General features: G+C 40.7%; 17 protein-coding genes, 1 tRNA gene and 1 riboswitch. Of the genes, 10 read left to right on the forward strand and 8 right to left on the reverse strand.

The features are described from left to right. Nucleotides 1–206: 206 nt before the first annotated feature. A complete protein-coding gene (locus V7K40_RS31650; protein WP_334966836.1) occupies nucleotides 207–1,775 on the reverse strand; it encodes a hypothetical protein in 1,569 nt (522 codons plus the stop codon). 1,069 nt (nucleotides 1,776–2,844) lie between these two features. On the opposite strand from V7K40_RS31650, the gene ssuD reads away from it, so the two are divergent. From ssuD to V7K40_RS31680, 6 genes are all read left to right on the forward strand, one after another. Beyond that, nucleotides 2,845–3,993, forward strand: a complete 1,149-nt coding sequence (gene ssuD / locus V7K40_RS31655; RefSeq protein ID WP_334966837.1) for an FMNH2-dependent alkanesulfonate monooxygenase — start codon at nucleotides 2,845–2,847, stop codon at nucleotides 3,991–3,993. Between the two features lie 133 nt (nucleotides 3,994–4,126). Beyond that, entirely contained in the window at nucleotides 4,127–4,954 is an 828-nt protein-coding gene (locus V7K40_RS31660; RefSeq protein WP_334966838.1) for an ABC transporter permease subunit, read from the forward strand. Between the two features lie 261 nt (nucleotides 4,955–5,215). After that, nucleotides 5,216–5,986: an ATP-binding cassette domain-containing protein gene (locus V7K40_RS31665; RefSeq protein WP_334966869.1), complete on the forward strand. Its 771-nt coding sequence runs from the start codon at nucleotides 5,216–5,218 to the stop codon at nucleotides 5,984–5,986. 375 nt (nucleotides 5,987–6,361) lie between these two features. After that, nucleotides 6,362–7,309, forward strand: a complete 948-nt coding sequence (locus tag V7K40_RS31670; RefSeq protein WP_334966839.1) for a D-2-hydroxyacid dehydrogenase — start codon at nucleotides 6,362–6,364, stop codon at nucleotides 7,307–7,309. A 177-nt stretch (nucleotides 7,310–7,486) separates the two neighbouring features. Continuing rightward, on the forward strand, nucleotides 7,487–8,437 hold the full coding sequence (locus V7K40_RS31675) for a D-2-hydroxyacid dehydrogenase (protein ID WP_334966840.1): 951 nt from the start codon (nucleotides 7,487–7,489) through the stop codon (nucleotides 8,435–8,437). A 284-nt stretch (nucleotides 8,438–8,721) separates the two neighbouring features. Then, on the forward strand, nucleotides 8,722–9,753 hold the full coding sequence (locus V7K40_RS31680; RefSeq protein ID WP_334966841.1) for an ABC transporter substrate-binding protein: 1,032 nt from the start codon (nucleotides 8,722–8,724) through the stop codon (nucleotides 9,751–9,753). A 76-nt stretch (nucleotides 9,754–9,829) separates the two neighbouring features. Here V7K40_RS31680 and V7K40_RS31685 read toward each other — a convergent pair whose 3' ends face one another. Continuing rightward, a complete protein-coding gene (locus V7K40_RS31685; RefSeq protein WP_334966842.1) occupies nucleotides 9,830–11,026 on the reverse strand; it encodes an acyl-CoA dehydrogenase family protein in 1,197 nt (398 codons plus the stop codon). 113 nt (nucleotides 11,027–11,139) lie between these two features. Between V7K40_RS31685 and V7K40_RS31690 the strand changes: the two genes are divergently transcribed. Next, entirely contained in the window at nucleotides 11,140–11,304 is a 165-nt protein-coding gene (locus V7K40_RS31690; protein WP_334966843.1) for a hypothetical protein, read from the forward strand. Nucleotides 11,305–11,677: 373 nt separating this feature from the next. On the opposite strand, the gene V7K40_RS31695 is transcribed toward V7K40_RS31690, so the two are convergent. The 6 genes from V7K40_RS31695 to V7K40_RS31720 form a co-directional block, all read right to left on the reverse strand. Next, a complete protein-coding gene (locus V7K40_RS31695) occupies nucleotides 11,678–11,878 on the reverse strand; it encodes a hypothetical protein (RefSeq protein ID WP_334966844.1) in 201 nt (66 codons plus the stop codon). 419 nt (nucleotides 11,879–12,297) lie between these two features. Beyond that, nucleotides 12,298–13,128, reverse strand: coding sequence for a phytanoyl-CoA dioxygenase family protein (locus V7K40_RS31700; RefSeq protein WP_334966845.1), 831 nt, complete (start codon nucleotides 13,126–13,128; stop codon nucleotides 12,298–12,300). A 178-nt stretch (nucleotides 13,129–13,306) separates the two neighbouring features. Further along, entirely contained in the window at nucleotides 13,307–14,269 is a 963-nt protein-coding gene (locus V7K40_RS31705) for an iron-siderophore ABC transporter substrate-binding protein (protein WP_334966846.1), read from the reverse strand. A 50-nt stretch (nucleotides 14,270–14,319) separates the two neighbouring features. Further along, nucleotides 14,320–16,998, reverse strand: a complete 2,679-nt coding sequence (locus tag V7K40_RS31710; RefSeq protein ID WP_334966847.1) for a TonB-dependent siderophore receptor — start codon at nucleotides 16,996–16,998, stop codon at nucleotides 14,320–14,322. A gap of 932 nt (nucleotides 16,999–17,930) precedes the next feature. Further along, nucleotides 17,931–18,266 carry a hypothetical protein gene (locus V7K40_RS31715; protein ID WP_334966848.1) on the reverse strand — a complete coding sequence of 112 codons (336 nt, stop codon included), beginning with the start codon at nucleotides 18,264–18,266 and terminating at the stop codon, nucleotides 17,931–17,933. Nucleotides 18,267–18,630: 364 nt separating this feature from the next. After that, nucleotides 18,631–18,704: transfer RNA gene (locus V7K40_RS31720), tRNA-Val, on the reverse strand. Nucleotides 18,705–18,906: 202 nt separating this feature from the next. Then, nucleotides 18,907–19,071, forward strand: a riboswitch (cobalamin riboswitch). A gap of 21 nt (nucleotides 19,072–19,092) precedes the next feature. Here V7K40_RS31720 and V7K40_RS31725 point away from each other — a divergent pair. The 3 genes from V7K40_RS31725 (at nucleotide 19,093) to V7K40_RS31735 (ending at nucleotide 21,549) form a co-directional block, all read left to right on the forward strand. Continuing rightward, nucleotides 19,093–19,512 (forward strand): DUF1636 family protein, encoded by a 420-nt coding sequence (locus V7K40_RS31725; protein ID WP_334966849.1) that lies wholly within the window; start codon nucleotides 19,093–19,095, stop codon nucleotides 19,510–19,512. Then, complete coding sequence (locus tag V7K40_RS31730; RefSeq protein WP_334966850.1) at nucleotides 19,509–20,261, forward strand: cobalt-precorrin-6A reductase; 753 nt, start codon at nucleotides 19,509–19,511, stop codon at nucleotides 20,259–20,261. Before V7K40_RS31725 ends, V7K40_RS31730 begins: the two co-directional genes overlap by 4 nt. 529 nt (nucleotides 20,262–20,790) lie before the next feature. Beyond that, complete coding sequence (locus V7K40_RS31735) at nucleotides 20,791–21,549, forward strand: PPC domain-containing protein (RefSeq protein ID WP_334966851.1); 759 nt, start codon at nucleotides 20,791–20,793, stop codon at nucleotides 21,547–21,549. Nucleotides 21,550–22,311: the final 762 nt, after the last annotated feature.

Consider the following 22,311-nt stretch of genomic DNA (forward strand, 5'->3'; position numbering starts at 1 on the left):
GAATACTCCTACTTTTTTTCTAACACAACCTAATTTGTTTCAATTTGCCCTTTCATTAATTTTTGAAAATCTTGCTTTTGGAAAGCAGAATAAATTAATGAATTAAAAAATAAGTGAAGTTATTCGCTACTTTAGTCAGCTAAATAATACAGCCTTCAGAATAATCGGCAAAACTCCTCTTTTATCTTTCTTCTCAGGTTTTAAAATTATAATTTTAAAACCTCTAATTTATTAGTCAAGCTAGATGGTTCAATATCAATTTTATTAGCATTTCTATCTAACATATCTAACACAATATAACCTTGGGAATATTTATCTGTTTCCAAGAAAAATCTCTTGATTTCATTTATTTTTGTTTTCCAACCTTGGAAATAACATATAAATTTATTGTTTTTATTCTCTACGAGTATTACATTTATGTATACAGGTTTGGGTTTAAAAGTAGATTTTTCTTGTGCTTTAATATCATCGTCTGTAAGAATATTTGTTTTTTCATACTTAACCTTTGTATCTTTTGACAGAAGTTGCATTTGAACCACTGCCGGAATCGTATCCCCAATTACAAAAATTGGCTTATTTATTGGCTTTAATTGTTGTAATTTGTTACCTAGTTGTTGCACTGTGTAAGAGTATTTCTTCGACATTGGAACAGGATAGGAATATTTATAGCTTATCAAAAGAGAAAATGTTAAAATTGCTGTGAGTGCTACTCCTGTATTTCTATTATTTTTTACAAAGGATTTAACTGTTGGGAAAATATCTGTTAAGAAAATTGCCATACTAATTGCTGCAACAGGAGCTAAATAAATAAAATGACGGGGTGGAGCAGCATTGGGTAGCCAAAATATGTAATTTAATAAGACTGTTGGTAAGATAAAAAATAAAGTTGAATAATTACGTTGTTTATACACCAAATAAATGCAGGAGATGACAAATATTACACAGATTAAAGGATTTAAGCCCCAAATAAAAAGTAGGTTACCACGCAAAAAATTATCAACGTATCTAACAGGATTATTCCATAATAAAAGTTGATCAAGTATTCCATTACTTTCTTGACCAGGAATCACTGGAAGTTGAGATTGCATTACTTTAAAAAGAATTATTGGAAAAACACTATATAAAATGGAAGTAGAAACAATCTTTTTAAAAGGATAGTTTTCGAGAAGAAGACAGGCTGGAATTAGAGGAAACATTAGGATTGCATCAAGCCTGAACATTAAACATAAAGCAAAAGCAGCAATAATTAGTACATCCAATAAAATTAATTTATTCCATCCTAATCTCAATGATCTTAGGAACGAACGATAACCAATCAAGGCTAATCCTATGAACATGAATAATACAGCTTCAGTCATGGGATGTCCATATTGGCTGGTTGCCCTCCAAGCTGGGATAGATATTAGTAATATATTTGCTAATAAGGCTATAGTTGTTCCCCAATACCTCTTAACTAAAAAGAAGAAAGGTATAACCATCAAAATAGCACTCAAGGCATTTATATAGTTCATAAAAGGAATTATCAAAGCCAAATTTGTTTTAAAAATTGGCCTAAAAAAATCTAATAATACAAAGTATGCAAAAGAGATATCACGACCATAAAGCATACTGCTTCCTAATGGTTTATTAGATGTGATCGAGTCAATAACACCCATTGCCATGCGGAAAGTATCTCTCTCACCAAAAGTATTTTTGTATACAATTGTTAAGTAAAATATACTAGCTAACCCTAGTAAAGCTAGAATTAATACAGGTGTATTATTTTGTTGTTTCATAACTGTTCAGTAGCAGAGTTCATTGTAACTTTACCATAGAGAGTTAAATTCAAAAATATTTTTAAGTAAAAATTGAGTTATATCAAGTAACCAGCTTTTTGAAGGTATCTGATTTACATCTTTTTTATCAGCTAAAATTTGAGAAATATAGGGCTTTTTTTGAATTAGGTGTGCTTTGGCTGCTCTTTACTCTGGATCGCATGGATGATCACAAAAAGCTTTCAACTTAACCCTCTTCTATCAAATTGGCGAGACAATAATCTATAATCCTTATAGCATAAGACTTTTACGATAAACTCTGATTTCAGCGATTCTGTTAGAAAATAAACGCTCAAATTCTTGCTCAATCTAAACTTGAAAAAGTGGCTCTTATTTTTATTTTCCTAAAGTGATTAAAGAGGGCTAATTTGACCAGCCAAATGTTTGAGAACTTTCGATAAACTGGAACACCTATAGGACTTACGCACTGTACAAATTAATCATGGTATGTATTTACCATCCATAGGTCGTTTAAGGCTTTTATTAATCGTTCTTTGATGCTAAATAGATCCGTGCCCATAGGGCACGGCATTGCTGTGCCCCTACGACAGATGTGATTTTTCAAATCATCCATATTTGGTCTTTCCTGTCAAAGCATAAGTCCTAACCTATTTTTTTAGCTGATGCCTTGTCTTGATATTGTATCCATCAATACATATCATCAGATTTTTCCTTTAACGATTTGTGTTCGGATATGATCCGTGTATTCAAACTCTACTGCTTGGTTACAGACTTCTCGCAACCATAACCTTTATTCAAGCACAGACCTTGGGAGTAGACTTTGAAGATGAAGGTCATCCGACAATATAAGTTTTTGACAAAACTTGTATTCTCCACGACAGCCATCTTTGCTCCAAAAGTGTAATGATTACCAGGATTATCCGCAAAAAAGTAAATTTTGTGGGTAGTTATTTTTTATCAATCGTTAATCTACACTGGTTTTTTAAATAATTTCCTGTAAAATACTGATTAAAAACTACGGTAATTGTGTCGAGTTATAGTAGTTTTAAGCCCTCATACCGTGACAAACATGCAAATTCTCTGGTTTATTCCTACTGGATCTCATGATGGACGCTATTTAGGCACAGATATTGGCTCTCGTGTTGCCACACCTGATTATTTGCAGCAAATTGCCCAAGCTGTGGATAATTTAGGCTACACGGGCGCATTGTTACCCACAGGGAGTTCTTGTGAAGATGCTTGGATAACTGCTGCCGCTTTTATATCTGTCACCAAGCAGATGAAATTTCTGGTGGCAATTCGCCCAGGAATTACTTCCCCAGGTGCTGCTGCACGGATGGCAGCAACATTTGACCGGATTTCTAAAGGAAGATTGTTGATTAATGTGGTTACAGGTGGAGATCCTGTGCAACTGGCTGGGGATGGCTTGCATCTCAGTCATGACGATCGCTACGATTTAACCGATGAATTTCTCACAGTTTGGCGGGGTATCGTCAGCGGAGAAACAGTCGATTTTAAAGGAAACTACCTGGATATCAAAGGTGGTAAACTCCTATTCCCACCAGTTCAAAAACCCTATCCACCCTTATGGTTTGGTGGCTCATCTGCTGCGGCGAAGCGGGTTGCTGCTAAACATATAGATGTTTACCTGACTTGGGGCGAACCTCCACAAGAACTGGCCCAAAAGATTGCTGAAGTTCGGCGATTGGCAGCTGAACAAGGTAGAACAGTAGGTTTTGGGATTCGCTTGCATGTAATTGTGCGAGAAACCGAGTCTGCGGCTTGGGATGCTGCCAATGAGCTAATTAAGTATGTGGATGAGGATGCGATCGCAAAAGCTCAGAAAAACTTGGCTAGTTCTGATTCTGAAGGACAGCAGCGCATGAGTCAACTACATAGTGGTAGTCGAAAAGCCTTAGAGATTAGTCCCAACCTGTGGACAGGAATTGGATTGGTACGGGGTGGTGCTGGTACGGCCCTAGTTGGAGATCCCGACACCGTTATCGCTAGGATGCTGGAATATCGCAATTTGGGCATAGAAACCTTTGTGTTCTCTGGATATCCCCATTTAGAAGAAGCGTATCGCACCGCTGAATTATTATTTCCCCGTCTACCTTTGCACAACGAACCTACACCGCTAACACCACCAGTCTTGAGTACTGTTAGCGAAATACTTGCCAATGAAAAATTTGCTAAACAACTAACGAGTGCTTCATGACTATGCCAATTTTAGATTTTGAATTTGGGATTTTGGATTAAGCAAAAACACCAAATTTAAAGTCTAAAATTTGATGCTTCTAGATTTATGCTTGTAGACAATCTAAAATCTAAAATCTAAAATCCAGAGTTCCATGACTACTACCTTTAAACACACCAAAAGCAACAATAATATATCCCTGAGCGAGGTGTTAGATAACCCGCAAATTGAGAAAATAGTTCCCTGGATTGTCCCCGTTTTAGTGCTAGTACTTTGGGAACTTGCTTCCAGAACTGGTTTACTCTCAACTAGAATTTTACCAGCCCCTAGTGGTGTAATCGCTACAGCGATTAAACTAGCTTCCACCGGAGAACTTTTTCACCATATAGGAATTAGTGCTGGGCGGGCGATATCTGGTTTTATAGTTGGTGGCAGCATTGGATTCGGTTTGGGATTGCTCAATGGCTTTTCCCGTGTAGCAGAAAAGTTATTAGATAGTTCCTTGCAAATGCTCAGGACTATCCCTAATTTGGCATTAATTCCGCTGGTAATTCTCTGGTTTGGTATTGGCGATCAAGCCAGATTATTTCTAGTGTCTATAGGGGTATTTTTTCCGTTATATCTTAATACATTTCATGGCATCCGCAGTGTTGACCCGGGACTGATTGAGATGGGAAAAGTCTATGGATTGAAAACACAACAACTTCTGTGGCAAATCATTTTTCCAGGAGCGTTGTCTTCGATTCTAGTTGGTGTCCGTTATTCCTTGGGGATTATGTGGCTGACACTAATTGTGGCAGAAACGATCGCGGCAGATTCTGGCCTTGGTTATATGGCAATGAATGCCCGCGAGTTTATGCAAACCGACGTTGTGGTCTTGAGTATTGTGATCTATGCGTTGCTGGGTAAATTAGCAGATGCGATCGCTAGAGGATTAGAAACAAAATTCTTGGCTTGGAACCCCAATTATCAAAAGTCATAAATGCTAAAGTTACCAAAGTCAAAAGTTGAAAATTCTGGATTTTAACTTTTGACTTAATATTCACAGGAATTACGCAAAAATGACCGAAAAGCTTAATTTATCGAACCGCCAAGACGCCTTCGCGAAGCATCTCGTTAGAGAAGAACACCAAGAGTTCGTAGAGCGTGCGTAAGTCCTAATTCATTTTGATTGTGATTTGCTTTCTTCAACGTCTCATCAAATAATTAAATGCCGATTGTTGTAAAAAAGGATGTTTTGCAAGTGAGTACTAATGTACAAGGTACACAACTAAGTATTTTGGATTTGACGAAAGTTTTCGGCAAGAAAACTGTTTTAAACTTGCTGAATTTAGAAGTTAAAGCAGGTGAGTTTGTCGCTATTGTCGGACGTAGTGGTTGCGGTAAGAGTACCTTATTGCGTCTTGTATCAGGATTGGATAAAGCGACTTCAGGCGGAATACTACTAGATGGAGAACCCTTGCGTAGACTCAGCCGCTCCGTAACAGTGATGTTTCAAGATCCCCGCTTACTGCCGTGGAAGCACGTTGTTCAGAACGTGGGGTTGGGCTTGGAAGGTAATTGGCGTGAAAAAGCTTTGTGGGCACTCGATAAAGTCGGACTTAAGGATAGAGCTGATGAGTGGCCATATGTTTTATCTGGTGGACAACGGCAACGGGTGTCATTAGCAAGAGCATTAGTTAGTCAGCCCCGTTTATTGTTGTTAGATGAACCTTTGGGAGCATTGGATGCTCTAACTCGCCAAGATATGCAGAATTTGATTGAGAACTTGTGGCAAGAGCGAAGATTTACTGCGTTTTTGGTTACTCACGATGTGGAAGAGGCTGTAGCGTTGGCAGACCGAGTGATAGTGATTGAAGAAGGGCAAATTTCTCTTGATCTGCCTGTGAGACTTTCACGCCCACGAAATAGAAGTAGCGAAGCGTTTGTCAATATCAGAGAAGTAATTCTCAAGCGAGTAATGAGCCATGAAGGTACTCAGCCAAATAACCAATTGTTGCAGTTTAGTAGTTGAGATTTAGCTTTCGTTAGTTGATTAATATAATGCTTGAGGTAGCTAGGGTAAAATAGGCTACTTCGAGATTCAAGATTGCTAATATGACAATCTTATATGATTTGTGAAAAATAATTTTTTTATAACAAACTACAGAGACGCAGAGAACGCAGAGAGAATAAAGAGAGATTTTCACGAATGATTTAGGATTGTTATGGCTGAGTATATTCTAGTGTTGAAAGAGGCTGTTATATGTCATGGTAGCATTTTTGTTTATAGGGATTTTCTCTATAATTCAAAAGAATTATCAAAATTTGTATTAGTAGCAAAAAGTACTTAATTAGACAGAAGCAATTTCTAGAAATAGTCCTGTAAATAGGAAAGAGGTAATCTACCATGAAATTGATTTTACCGCTCGAACTCGTTGCTGATATTGAGCCTCATTTACCACCTGATACAGAGGTTGTCAGTGTAGATGCTGAAGGAAATTTAGACGGGGATGCTAGCGATGCTGAAGTTTATTTCAGTTGGTTTTTATCCAGAAGTCCGACGCTGCATAAAATAATAGCAGCAGCACCTGCACTGCGTTGGCATCATGCACCAAATGCAGGGGTGAATCACATCCTGACACCAACTTATTTGTTAAGAGATATTATCCTCACAAATGCAGCCGGAGTGCATGGGATTCCGATCGCAGAATTTGTAATCACTTATATACTGGCTCATGCCAAACACCTACAGGAATTATATGCTTTACAAGCAGAACGTCACTGGAAAAGAGGTTTCGCTATCGAAGAGTTGACAGATGCAACCTTGCTAATTATTGGTGCTGGTGGTATTGGTCAAGAAATTGCCGCTCGTGCTAAACCCTTCGGCTTAAGAATTATTGGCAGTCGCCGCCATCCCCAAGAGCTACCAAATTTTGATAAAGTAGTGGGTGCTGATGAATGGCGATCACTTCTTCCAGGGGTTGATTATCTAGTTATTGCGACACCACTAACTCCAGAAACCAAAGAATTTATTGATGAATCTGTATTGCGATCGCTGCCAAAACATGCCTATCTAATTAATATTGCTCGTGGTGGCGTAGTCGATGAATCGGCATTAATAAAAGCGCTCACAGAAGGTTGGATTGCAGGTGCAGCATTAGACACAGTTAACTCAGAACCGTTACCACCAGAAAGTCCTCTGTGGTCACTTCCTAACATCTTTATCACACCTCATACTTCCGCTCATTCACCAAAAAGTAAACAACGTTCAATAGCGTTATTTATCGATAATCTGAAGCGCTACCAAGCTGGTCAGCCGTTACGAAATGTAGTAAACAAAGAAGCAGGATACTAAAAAATTAAAAATTAAAAATTAAAAATTAAAAATGAATAGGTGCTACGGCTTGGGTTGCACAATCTAAAATCGTTCGACTGAGCGAACGCGAACAGCGTCTCTAAGAGTTGCCGAAGTTCAAAATCCAAAGTCCAAAATCTAAAATCCAAAATCCAAAATTGAATGGGAGACTAGCAAATGGTGAAACTAATTTTACCCGATCATCTCATTACTGATATTGAGCCAGATCTACCATCTGATATAGATGTTGTCGAGGTTGATAGTGAAGGCAATCTTGATGGTGATGTTAGCGATGCAGAAGTTTATGTCAACGGATTTTACCTGAAAACCTCTACCCTTGACAAAGTACTAACAGCAGCACCCAAGCTGCGTTGGCAACAGTCACCGAGTGCTGGCGTAAATCACATCCTCACACCAACTTTTTTGCAAAAGGACATTATCCTTACTAATGGTGCAGGGGTTCACGCAATTCCAATTTCAGAATTTGTCCTGGGATTCATGCTTTATCACGCCAAGAATCTGCGAAAATTGCAAACTTTGCAGGATGAACACACTTGGGTAAGAGGAGTGTTTCTCGAAGAGTTGGCAGACGCGACTTTATTAATTCTCGGCACAGGAAATATCGGTCAAGCGATCGCATCTCGCGCCAAAGCCTTTGGAGTTCAAGTTTGGGGTAGTCGCCGTCATCCTGAACCTCTACCGAATTTTGACAAAGTTGTGGGTGCTGATGAATGGCGATCGCTCTTGCCGACAGCCGACTATGTAGTTATTGCTACACCACTGACTCCAGAAACCAAAGGCTTGATCGATGAAGCTGCATTGCGCTCTATGCGTCAATCTGCATACCTAATTAATATTGCTCGTGGTGCAATAGTAGATGAGACTGCATTACTTACCGCACTACGTGAGGGATGGATTGCGGGGGCTGGATTAGATACGGTTGCAACCGAACCTCTGCCGCCGGAAAGTCCCTTGTGGTCGTTGCCGAACGCCTTTATCACACCCCATTGTTCAGCCTTGTCACCACGGCTGAGAGAACGCATAGCACAACTGTTTATCGACAATCTCAAACGCTATCAAACTGGTCAACCCTTGCGGAATGTCGTAGACAAGCAAGCAGGATACTAATACCAATTCAATTAATGAATCAGACAAATCCTTTGGTAGAAACTAGTACCACAAGGCGGAATTAAAAATTAAAAATGAATACAGCATAAGGGTTTTGTTGATTTGCAATGGGTGGTTTATTTACGCCGTGCTGTACTAGTACAGTGGGCGCGTAAATCTAGCTACCATCTCAATTCAGCAGACAAGGGGCAAAATCCACTTGTTAAAGGTAGGCAAACTGACGTTTACCTGTACTAGCAATTACAACGTCTCTACAATAATCTATTCAGTCATGCGAGGTTCATGTGACTACCCGCTATAAACGTCGTCAGATACTCCGCTGGCTTGGTGCGATGACAGGCACTACTACAGCACTGATTGCAACAGCAACTAGTTGTACTAACAGTTCCACTCAAACTTCCTCCAACCCAACAGTTGATTTATCGAGGGTGACTCTCAACATTGCTAAGTTTAAGGGTGGTTGGGATCTGCAGTTGAAGTTAGCTGGACTAGATAATTTTCCCTACAAAACTCAGTTCACGGAGTTTACTGGGGGTAATCTTATGGTGCAAGCAATCAATGCCAATGCCATTGATATTGCATCATGTAGTGAGACTCCACCGATTTTTGCGATCGGGACTCAGGATGCAGTGAAGATTATTGCAGCCACTAAAGGCCCAACTATCGGACAAACTGTGCTTGTGCCAAAGAATTCTCCAGCTAAAACGATCGCAGACCTCAAAGGTAAGAAAGTTGCTTACATCAAAGCTACGACAGCCCATTACTTCTTAATCAAAATGTTAAAGGAAGTTGGTCTGACTTTGAAGGATATTGATGCGATCGCCCTCTCGATCCCCGACGGACTTTCTGCCTTCAGGAAAGGTGATCTAGATGGCTGGGCTACCTACGGTTATTCGATTCCACAAGCTAAAAAGGATGGTGCCAGAGAACTGAAGTCTGCAAAGGATATTTTGAGTGGTAACTTCATGATTGTAGGCGCTCCCAGTGCGATCACAGATCCAGGCAAAAATGCTGCGATCGCTGACTTCCTCTGTAGGATTAAAAAGTCGCAAGCTTGGCGCGAATCGAATTTGGAAACCTGGGCAAAAAGTTATGCTTCAGCCATTGGCATAGATGAAAGTATTGTCCTAGAACAAGCAAAGCAGGAAGAAAAACAACGCCATGTTCAGGTTCTCCCTACCTCCGATGAAGCGATCGCCTCACAGCAAGAGGTAGCTGACACTTTTACCGAAGCTGGTGTCCTCCCAGCTAAGGTTAGTGTGAAACCTCTGTGGGACACTACTTTTAATGATCCGATCGCTAAGTGCAGTATTTGACAAAGTACTAGGTATCGAGGCTTAGGCATTGGGTATTGCTAAAACTCTTACTCAGTCCCCAATCCTCGATCCCCAATCACTTGACTTTCAGCACCGACTTACCTAATGATTGGCAAATAACATCATTTTGCGGTGTATGGATACGGCTGCACAGAACGTCACGGTAGTGACGCTCTAAAGGATTCCTTTTTAATAGACCAGGATTACCAGTCAGTTCTAAGGCAATCTCTACAGCCCGAATCGAATTAGTTGTAGTTAGATATTTAACAGCTTGTGCCTGTAATCCTACGTTAGGTTGATACTTGTCTTTGTCGATATCTTCAGCCAAGCTATAAATCAATCTATTGTTAGCAAATAGCAGTGCTTCTATCTCACCCACGGCAGTTTGGAAGCGTGGCAGAGTTGCCAGTGGCTGTTTGAGATTAGAAGGCGATCGCTCCCAAAGATATTTAGCAAGCCAGTCTCGCGCACTAGTAGCAACACCGAGATATAAGGCACTCACTGTCAAACTACCCCAAGTGGAAATCAGTGGATCAAACGATGGTGCAGCAGATATGGGGCTGATATTCAAGGCATACTCCAAGGGAATTAATACATTCTCCAAAATGAGATCGTGGCTGCCTGTAGCTCTCATCCCCAAGTGATCCCAGGTTTCGACAATTTGCAAACCGGGCAGATCGCGCGGAACCAGAAAACTTCCAACTTGTGGTTCATCCTCAGTTGTCCGGGCCCAAACAACAAAGTAACTGAGGATGGGACTGCCCGTGGTGTATTGCTTGTGACCTGTTAAACGCCAACCCTCTGTTGTCCGTTCGGCAACTGTAGCAGGCAATCCACCTCTAGCTGGTGTCCCTAACTCAGGTTCGACACGCGCCGCATTGAGCAGGGCAATGCCTTCAATCGATTCACGACACAGCCGCTTATATACTTCTGGATGCCAGCGACGGCTACGGGCCGCATGAGCATGTTGGAGATAGTGCATTGTCAGTACTAACGCGGTCGAAGCATCGCCACGCGCTATCCCTTCAATGACTCGGCAGATAGTTGGTAGCCCCAAATCCTGACCACCTAATTCCCGGGGAATGGTGAGGCTGAGTAATCCTGCCTCATGTAAAGCTGTAAAATTCTCGAAGGGAAAGGAACCATCTTTGTCGTGTGCCCCTGCACGGGTGGCAAAGTCCTTGGCCAGAGCCTCAACCCGGTCGAAAATATTGGGAATTTCTAAGCTTTTGGCTACAAAGGTGTCTGGCACTGCTTGCTCCAAGTGTGACATAAATACTCCTTCAAAACTCACTTTACTACTACTGAATCAGAAATATTTTGCAATCAAAAGGGATTGGGGACTGGGAAAGAATTTTTTTAATCTCTAATTTTTCATCTCTTTGAATGTATCTGAATTTTTACCCCGCCTTTGAAGGACATAACTTTGCAGCCGAGGGTAAACTCAAATCTTCTGAAGATGGGCAAGACTCCATCTTGCAAAAAATTGATGTTCTTGCAAACTTGAGATGCTCCATCAGAGTTAAGCGATCGCAACTATTTGTAGCCTAAATTATGCTTTCTTTTCTTCCTCAGTTTCTGATCTCAAACTCAGGTCTTCTGGTGAACCTTAAGTATACTACTTAAAGTCGCTCGGAATTTAGTAATTAGGAAATTTTGTAAGTATGACACAAACAGCTTTCTAAGAGGATGTCTGAAAAGTTTTAGATAAGTGATCTTACAGCGTATTGCAGGTAAATGAAGTACATGGGTAGGGGCACAACATGTTGTGCCCCTACAATGATCTGTACCTTACTAAGTTGCAATCTGCTGTAATTACGCAAGTTGCTTCAACATCAAACAAATCATTGCTACATAAATAAAAGCTTCTGTTGTTTGAGGTAAAATTTCATAGTCCTTGCTCAACCTACGACACCAGTTGAACCTACCCATTAGTTCTCTCAATAAGCCAGCGTTTGGGCAGTACTACAAAACCTTTCTGTTCCTCGCGGCGCGTAACCACGCTCCACAGCCAGCGATAAATATCAATAACCCAGTTGGCAAAATCTTTACCGCGATAGCCTCCGTCCACCCAAATCCGAATCAATCGACTGACGCCATCGCCTATAGAATCCAGTTTAGGCAAAACTTGTTTTGCACCTGAAAAGTTCGCTCACGTCTGCTGCAGTAATTACCACAACTATCAGCAACCCCAAGGTATCAACAAGTATGTGTCTTACGTCCCTTAATCTTTTTTCCTAAGTCATAGCCAACTTCTTCGGATACCATTGTTGCCGTCTCAACCGATTGGCTATCCATAATTGCCTCGGATGGGGATGGTTCTCAGTTTTGGCTGACACGTACCCACAAACGCAGGCGCTCATGGATTTGTTGCCATCTGCCAACATTCTCCACTGTCGGAAATCAGTGAAAACATTGCGAACAATAGCCTAAACTATATTGCCAGTCTAACCAAAGTAGTTAATGTATCAAAGGCGGCGATGAAAAGTTAAATAGTGAAATCGGCAAGTCCCCTTAAATACCGTTAGCTCAATCTTTTATCAACTAGTTAGCTGATGATAGCTGCCTTTTGTCGTGCTGTGAACCGAAATACTCAGAGTAGGAGTAGCTGCGAACCGATCGCGTGTGCCACTCGGTGACAATAGCCTTGCGAGTAAGTGATGGATTGGGTGCAGGCATAGTGCCATGAATGATGTTTGGATCGAACAGCACTACATCGCCTTTGTTAATCGAGAACGAAACTCTTGGTAGTCCCTGTGTGAGGGAAATCGTCTTTTGACAAACCACTTTCCAAATAGCTCGGTTTTCCAAAAATGCACTCTCTGAATCATCCGGCGACGGTGAGCGAAGCAGCTCAAAAATCTCTGGGTTGCTGCCCAGAACCTCGTCATAAATACGAAGACGCTCATTGTTGTGCGTTCCAGGTATCACATAAAACATTCCGCAGTCTGGATGGATATCTTCGAGCGCACACCATGCACGACAAACTTTATCAGGTGGATCACGGAACAACATCACTGTGTCCGAGTGCGGTTCGCGGCCTCTTTCCCATAAACTTGTAGAGCCGTATTGAAGTATCGCCTCTTCTCTAAACAGGGCGTTTAAATATTCGCGAAGTGTAGGATCGTTTCTAAGATTTTTTGTGGGTTCATAGTTATCATCAAGGGCGAGTAGTTCCTCTTGAAAGGCTTTTTCGTTTTCCGATGGCTCTTTTCTCCAAGGAAATTTCTGATAAATGCCATGTCGCCGTTGAATTTCCTCACAAGCTGCTACATGAGCATCTATCAGTTCCAAAGGTAGAACTTTTTCGAGTACGACGTAACCGTGCTTACGGTAGTGGTCGATCCAAGAGCTATTAGCTTGTTCACTGTTCATGACTATACATTTAGCAAAAATTGGTTTAAAAGTTTGATTGTGATTGAGAGATAGTTAAATCTATCACTTGAGCCGGAATGAAAACTGTAAAAGATAATGCCACTTCATAAATATTTACCAACTATATTGGTAAATATACTTTTGATATATATACTTGATTATTGTGACAAAAACTTAATTAATTGTTCTCCACCAAATACTTAAACAAATCATCCAGCACAAGATTAGCAGATAAATAATAACCAATCAGCCAATATTGCCCCACTATATGAACTTTACCTTGCTTGACTACATTGAGTTTTGACCATAAAGGTTGTGCTGTCAACTGTTGAATTGCCAGCTTTGCATCGTCAGGCTGAGAAAAGTTAGAAGTGACAACAAATAAAACATCTGCATCTATCAAACTCAGAAGTTCAGGGGATATAAAGTACCAACTAGTATTACCAAATATCTTAGTAAAGTTTGGTACAGCACTCGGTTTTTGTGAGAGTGGACGGTCTAAACCAAGCTCCTGCAAGATTGAACCAGAAAATGAATTTTCAGTGCGGATAACTATTCTACCTGGAAAAATATGTACAACTGATACCTGAGTTTGTTTGAGTTTTTCGCCCATGCTTGCTTTAAATTGGGCTATTCGCGCATTGTAAAGCGCTGCTATTCGTTTTGCTTTTTGTGTTTGACCTAATGCTTCTGCTAGTTGCATAAATAATCTTTTCCAGCCTGCTACGTCTTTTGTAACTTGGTATACAACAGTTGGTGCAATATGCGACCATAAACTGTAGTTTTCTAAAAAATCGAAATCGATGCTTATTATCAAATCGGGCTTTACAGAAAGAACTTTCTCAAAGCTAGGTGGTAAGCCAATGTCTACAGCATCAGAACGCCGCCATGATGCTGGTATTTCTCTTTGAGGATAGCCAAAAAGTTTTACCCCCAAGCCAATAGCTACTTCTGTAGATTGGGGATCTAGTGAGATAATCTTTTGGGGATGCAGGGGAACTGCTGTTTCACCTATTGTATGTTTGACTATACGGACATCTGCCTGAGATGGTGATTTAGGTAAAGGGCTGTATGGGTATGAAAATAAACTGCAAGCACACAATGACAAAAGGCAAAAAACAGAAATAGTGCGGATAAGCATAACTATTCGTAGTAGTCGCTGACTATTAATTGTCAATGGTCAATGCTCAATCAAAATTTCCATCCCAATGTCAGAGTTGCAGTGAATGGACTACCATAAGTCACTGATGTGTTAGTACCACTTTCAAAATATGCAAGGTCAAATAGATTCTCGAAGTTGAGGGTTGCATCAAATTTTCCCCGACGGTAGAACAAAGCAGCATCAGTTCTAACATAACTGGGTACTTTCAAAGTATTAAGGGTATCGATAAAGCGATCGCCTACATAAAACACCCCAATACCACCTCCTAACCCTTGCAGGTTACCTTGGGGAATCGTGTATGTCGTCCAGAGACTAGCTTGATTCAATGGCACTCCAGTTTGGGCTTTGCCAACAGGGGAGGGAGTACTATTATCTTTAGTAATTCGAGGGTCGGCGTATGCATAAGAAGCAATCACATTCCAGCCTGGTAAGATTTCACCTGTGACAAATAATTCTACACCCTGAGTGTTTACCTCTCCTACGGGGATAGAATAATCAGGATTGTTAAAATCGACTGTGGGAACGTTAGATTGAGTCAGCTGAAAAAGAGCTAAGTTAGCTGAAAGTTTATCACCAAGCAAATCAGCTTTGACACCCACTTCGTATTGAGTCCCGCGCTGGGGTTTAAACAACTCATTATTAACAGTGCGACTAGTCTGGGGAATAAAAGAGCGACTATAGCTAGCATAGAGCGAAAGCGGTTTAATCGGTTGATAAACTATACCGACACGAGGACTAAATGCTTCGCTTGCTGTTGAAGTTGAAGAAGGAGAACCAAACAAGTCAAAGACAGTATAGCTTGTTTGCGATGACCAGTCATAACGACCGCCTAAAACTAGTTTCAGGTTTTCAGACAAGGCAATCAAATCCTGAGCATATACACCCAGGTTATCCACTTTGGTTCCACTTCCACTGGAATTAAGAAGTTTACCAAGTGTTGTATTCCCATAAACAGGGTTGAAAATATCAATAGAAGTGAAATCATACCTGTTTTGAACAGCATAAAACTGGTTCCAAGCATATTCTGTCCCGAAAACAACTTGATGTTCAATACTTCCAGTTTTAAATCGCCCCGCAACATGAGTATCTAAATCATAAACGTAGTAGTTGACACCTCCTGGATTAGTAAATGCATCTCGTCTTAAGGTTCTGTTGTCTGGTAATAGATCCAGGGGACGTGTTTTCAAATCGTTACTATATTTGGTAAAAATTGCTTGGAAAGCATTCTGCAAAGACCAGTTATCATTGAAGCGATGCTCTAGTCTGTAACTCAATCGAGTGTCTGAAGTGTCTTGGTCTTCTTTATCTGGTTCACCCAAAAATCGAGTTCGAGGGAGTTTACCCAAGGGATTAAAAAACAAAGTTCCTTTTGTAGGTATCCCTTGATAGTAAGCGCTACGACTAAAATCGGCATAGCTTGTATAGAATGTCAGTTTCGTGTTTGTGCCAATATTCCATGCTAGCGCCCCGGCAATCTGCGATCGCTGCTGGCTATAAAAATCAACAAAACCGTTTGAAGTTAGGTAGGAACCATTGAGGCGATACAAAACACTTTTATCGGTTGTCAGCGGCCCAGATAAATCAAGTGTGCCTTGATAAGTGTCGTAATTACCCACAGAAAAAGAAGCTGCGTAAAAAGGATCTATTAAGGGCTGCTTGGTGACTAAATTAATTGTTCCGCTTAGGTCTCCTTGTCCGTAAAGTACAGAAGCCGGACCTCGCAGCACCTCAATTCGCTCAACATTGCCAATGCTAGTTAGGTCTCTGACTCCAGCAAAATAATTTCTCAAACCGTCGGTAAGAATATTAGCAGTACCAGAGCCTCGAAGAATTAATCTGTCTGACTGAGCAAAAGTACCTCCGCCTACTACACCAACATTTCTTAACGCTTCCCCAATGGTGAGAGCGCGTTGGTCTTTGATAACTTGTTGAGGAACAACATTAATTGTCTGAGGAATGTCGCGTAGCGGTGCATTAGTTCGAGTTCCCACATTTGCATCAGTAGGGTTGTAGCCTGTATCTGGCGATCCTATCACCTCTAATTCAATTGGTGTTTGGTTTTCACTAGATGACGGTTTTTGTAGTGACGGTGCTGGTTGCTGTGCTGTGGATGTGGTACTTGTCACCCCAAACACCAAACCTTCATCACTATCAAACAACTCCACTGTTGGCGCAAGAGCTTCACCTGTCACTGTTATCCGCAGGGTGTTAGCATCAACATTAGTAACTGTAACTAATGCAATTCCCGGTGCTGGTTTCTGTTGACGAAATATATTGCCACTAATCAAACGCAACTGAGCATTAGGGATGTCTGCAACATAGGAGTTACCCTCAGTTTTTGGAGTTAGCTGCAAGCGTTGGCTGTTGACACCCGTCTGTAAAATCACCTCTAAACCCTTACTTGTACTATTGAGCTTCACTGCCGTTACTGGTATAACTTGTGCTTCGGAGGGTATAGGTAACGACTGTACTAACTTTTGGGCATTGGTAAACGAATGCTCTATTTGCTTGAAACTGCGAATTTTTCTGATAGGTACAACAGAGTTTGTGATTGTTTCTTGAGCTAATAGTTGCTGCTGATAATCTGGTATTTCTGCCGTTCTAATCGGTCGAGCGATCGCAGGCAGAATCCCTATAAGCATTCCCATTACCGAAGTAGTTAGTAATACACTCTGCCAGAAAAAATAGTTTAATCTCTGCGGCTTCATTGAAACTTCCTCACACACACTTGCTCATCTATTGCTGACTACCCGCTCTGAGTCAAGGTATAAAAGATAAGTGAAAAACCTATTACCCTTTATCCAAAACTCTGTAACAATCTCACTTCAAGATAAATGTTTCTTGAATTGGGGTTGTGACATCAGGTACATGATTGAACTTAGGTTGAATATTACCAACAAAGTTGAGAAAATCTGAAAAAGATTTTTGCTCCCAATCTCAACAAATTTTGTAGCTACACAGACAATAACTGCTTATGTAGTCACTAAAATCACGGAATCAACCTGCTTTCAATGATTTTCATCAAGTCAACTGCTATTTGATGGGAGCAAGTGCTTTGTCAGAGTATCTTTACCAAGTAGAGCACAAACTAGCCAATATTATTGGTAATATCATCGCATATAACTTACATCTCTATTTGTAAGGTAATGTATAGCACAAGCCCTTACGGTCTACGCCATTCGTGAGGAGGAAACAAAGCCATGACCGCTTCATAGTTCAACTTTTACAGCAGTTTTCATGTATTTGAACCACATCTGTCGTAAGGGCACAGCATTGCTGTGCCCCTACCGTGTGGTCTATTTACCTGAAAATAGCTGTAAAGCGGCGTTGCTAGCAAAGACCGCTTTGTAGCTACGATTTTGCGATCAATTATCCTTGCGTTGATAAAGCTCTTATGGAGAATATAGCTCTTAAAACCCAACATCTGGCCCGGATTTCTCACTACATCTCTCAAAGCCTGCGCTTGTGCTCTTGAGCAGGGGAGAGTTATTGTACAAGTTCTTTTTGCCCTCTATCCCTTCTTCCACTCAAGCTTGTGAGAAATGCGGGTGGAATATCTTTTTGCCTGAGATGGGTAGTTCTGTGGATTTATTTCATTAAAAGTTCAACAAAATAATTACGAGTTTGTCTGTGTTTTTACTCATTTTTTATATGGATTTGTTGTTTTAAAATAAGTGGAATCAGCAAATGCGTCCACCGAAATAACAATTGCGTTCACCGAAATAGCAAATGCGTTCACCGAAATAGCAAATGCGTTCACCGAAATAACAATTGCGTTCACCGAAATAGCAATTGCGTTCGCCAAAATAACAAATGCGTTCACCGAAATAGCAAATGCGTTCACCGAAATAACAATTGCGTTCGCCAAAATAACAATTGCTTTCGCTGAAATAGCAAATGCGTTCACCGAAATAACAATTGCGTTCGCCAAAATAACAATTGCGTTGGCGTACCCCGCCGCAGGCATCGCATCCATCCTCTTTTTACCTGAAACTGGCAGTGGGCGATCGCAAAATCAGTATATTGTCTGTTCACAAGTAAAAAACACTCATCCACGAGGTTCTTTCATTGTCAGAAACACATCATTTGTGATGAAATTGTACGTTTTTCTGGAATTTAGGGCGTTGGTGTTGAATTTATCTCATGATAAAGTTGCATCTCATACCATTACCCCTTTAAATGAAACACGACGTGAAATTGGAGTGTAAAGCTATTAAACTTAAAAGGGCAGAGTAAGTTGGCTTCTTTCTCTACACCTGGAAAATTAGAAGCATAAGCTTGCCGTTGCAGCAAAGTTATGGGTAAAGTTACACAAATAATTAGTCACTGTACAATTAAAATGGACGTAACTGGATTCGAACCAGTGACCTCTACGATGTCAACGTAGCGCTCTAACCAACTGAGCTATACGTCCTTAACCACACGATTTATAAGCATACCATACATTTACCTAATATGCCAAAAGAAAAGGCGCAAATTAGGCAAACTCTGTAATTTGAGCCAGAAGTGAATAAGCAGGGGAGCAGGGAAAAAGTAATATCTGTCTGCCATCGTTGATGGGCGATCGCTCCTGAGCAATTTTTGGTAATATCCTTTTCCTAGATGGCCCTAGTGTATGATCGATAAGGTTATTCGGTTCTGGTGGGGAGCAGCTACCAGAGGTAACGGGGAAAGTTCGGTGCAAATCCGGCGCTTGGGAGCAACTGTGAACCAATTTGAGATGTAATCTAAAATCCCAAATTGAGTGAGTCAGGATGCCCGCCGGAATAGATTTATCAGTTCCATATATCTGCGAGGTACAGATGACTACTATTGAAAATATTTCCCCAACTAGTCCCTTGGGTGTTGCTGACCATACTTTATTTGTTTGCAAAACTTGTGCTAGCGTTTGGCAAGATGGAAAACGCTTAGGTGAAAGTGGCGGTCAAAAACTTCTACACCAACTTCAGCAGCTTGCACAAGATTGGGACTTACGAGATCAATTCCCAATTCAAGAAGTTGAATGCATGAGTGCTTGTAATCGTTCCTGTGTAGTTGCTTTTGCTGCCAAAGGCAAATTAACATATTTATTTGGTGATTTAGCCGTCGATAGTAGTGCATCTGCGGTACTAGAATGTGCTAGTCAATACTATGTCAAAGCAGATGGTTTACTGCCTTGGTCAGAGCGTCCAGAAGCTCTGAAGAAGGGCATTTTGGCAAAGATTCCACCTTTATCTCAATGATCCGCGTTTTGATTCTGGGTGGGACGGGAGATGCCGCAGAACTAGCTGCCAGAGTGGCGACTATCCAAGGCTTAGAAGCAATCACGTCTCTAGCTGGTCGCACCCGTGAACCATCAGTTCCATTGGGCGATTTACGGGTTGGAGGCTTCGGTGGTGTGGCTGGATTAGCTACCTATCTGCGAGTAATGCAAATCGACTTATTAATTGATGCGACTCATCCTTTTGCTACTCAGATATCCTTGAATGCGGCAGATGCAGCAACCAAAGTCGGAGTACCCCGTCTGATGTTAATCCGCCCGCCTTGGGAAAAAGCAAGTGACGATCGCTGGATTGAAGTTGACAGCATTGAAGCCGCCGCCGCATCTGTAGCAAACCAAGCACAGCGCGTATTTTTGACAGTCGGGAGGCAAGAACTCACCGCCTTTGCTCACTGCGAGAAAATTTGGTTTCTGATGCGAATGATTGACCCTCCTACCGATGATGCTTTAGTGCCACCGGGAGTGATATTATGCGATCGCGGACCCTTTACCCTTAATAATGAAAGGCAAATCCTGATTGATCACAAGATTGATACCATAGTGAGTAAAAATAGCGGTGGCGATGCAACAAAGCCCAAGATTATTGCAGCACGAGAATTGGGCGTGAAGGTTGTTATGGTAAATCGTCCAGCCATACCGCCAGGTGAGCAGGTTACTGATGTTGATGGTGCTTTGGCATGGCTATTTGACCGAATAATTCATAATTCATAATTAAAGACACTGTACAGCAGCCCACACGCGCATCAAAAATTTAGTGGTTAACAAGACAATGGAAAGTACAGGAACTACCACTGATTGTAAGGGACTATGGTTTCTGGCCAAAGTAACGTAAAGCGATCGCCTCACGCAAGCTTTCGCCTGCTTGTTCACACATCCCTTATTTCATTAAATTCATTCTCGATGACGCGGACGGTGAGTTATAAGACTTTTTATGACTTAATCAGACAAAACACTTTTAATTTCCTTTCAAACACCTAACTATTAATATCTTTTTCATGCTGTGTTTATTGAAAAAACAGCTTAATTTAGATTCATGGTTAAACAACAGGTTCTGAACACGGCGAGCACAAAATCAAATGGCTAAGGCTCTATAGAAAATAATAAATAATATTTATTTTCATCAAATTCTAAGCTACTACATTCCAGTAAATATCGATTTAAATCGAATATTTACATCTGTGCAAACCATAACTTAATCTGAACTTGACCGCATTACAATCAACACCTAAAGGACAAAAAAATGGCACTTTTCAATCTTGGTACACTCGGTAGCACTCCTGTTGTTAAAAATAACTTTGATTTAACTACATCCGATCCCACAGATGTCTTTCAGTTCCAAATCACCAATGCCAGCAACATCAACCTGTCTTTGACAGATATCAGCGCTGGCGATGATGCCGACATCGCATTGTTTCGAGATGCTAACAATAACGGTGTACTAGATAGTTTTGACAGACAAGCTGGACTTGTTTCCACTCGGGCACTCAACCAAGATGACGCAATTAACTTTAAAACTAGCTCAGGTACTTTTTTTGCTGAAGTATCTCGCTTTGCTAGTAGTTCAGGCGATGTCAGTTACGATTTAGCCTTGTCTGCAACTAAACCTTCTGGAACTATTCCAGTTTCAGCCAGTTCCAGCAACCTTCTACCTAAGGAATTTGTAGTTGGTGACTTGTTAGCGGTAGGTAACGTCACTCGTACAGGTAACGTCAATAACCAGAACACTACCGATGTTTATAGCTTCTCTTTGGCAAGATTTCAGAGGGTTGACATTAGATTAGACGGATTAAGCAGCGATGCTGATATCCGAGTGATTCGAGACTCTAACAACAATCGTATCGTCGATGCAGGTGAGGAAATTGCCAGCTCTAGTAGGGGAGGTATTACTCCAGAACAGCTCCTCGTTGATGGACATGGTGACTACTTCTTGCAGGTCACTGAATTCACTGGTAGCACTAATTACAATGTGACTTTTAACTCGACGATCATCCCTGCTTAGGTTTAGGCATTAGCAGTGGTAAGCGGTACTTGAAAGTATTGTCTGGTAATGCTTTCAAGGGTATGCAAATCATGCAAGCAGCAGATAATCATACCTGAACTTTGCTGCTTTTATTTCCTACTCTAGATAAAAAAATTACATCAAACTGATTTTTGATTACGTGAACGGGGAGTTAGGGACTTCCAAAAAATAAAATATACAGTCTATAATAATGATAATCATTACAATGGAAGAGAGAGGCTGCCGTAGGCAGCCTCTCTCTTCCCCTTTTTGTAGTAAATTCGGGAATGATCCGATTTTTGGGTAAAAAAGGTGTCTATACAATTAACGGATTCACTCGTAACATTGCTCAAGGAAACCGCACACCAATTAAAAGGAGCAGCCAAACGTAAATTCATAACACAAACTAGTTGTAGCATTAAAATAATGATTATCATTTTTACTAACTGTATATTTTATTCTCTAGAAGTCCCTTATAAGACTTTTTATGACTTAATCAGACAAAACACTTTTAATTTCCTTTTAAACACCTAACTATTAATGTCTTTTTCATGCTGTGCTTATTGGAAAAACAGTTTAATTTAGATTCATGGTTAAACAACAGGTTCTGAACGCGGCAAGCACAAAACCAAACAGCTAAAGTTTGAATGTAAACAATACAATTTTATTCCCTTGTTTGCATAAAATCATCAGCTATTGCAGTTAAGTAAATGTCGGTTCAAATTAAAGATTTACATCTTTAAAAACCACAATTAACCAGAA

It is taken from the genome of Nostoc sp. (genome assembly GCF_036917195.1).
Lineage (GTDB): Bacteria > Cyanobacteriota > Cyanobacteriia > Cyanobacteriales > Nostocaceae > Nostoc.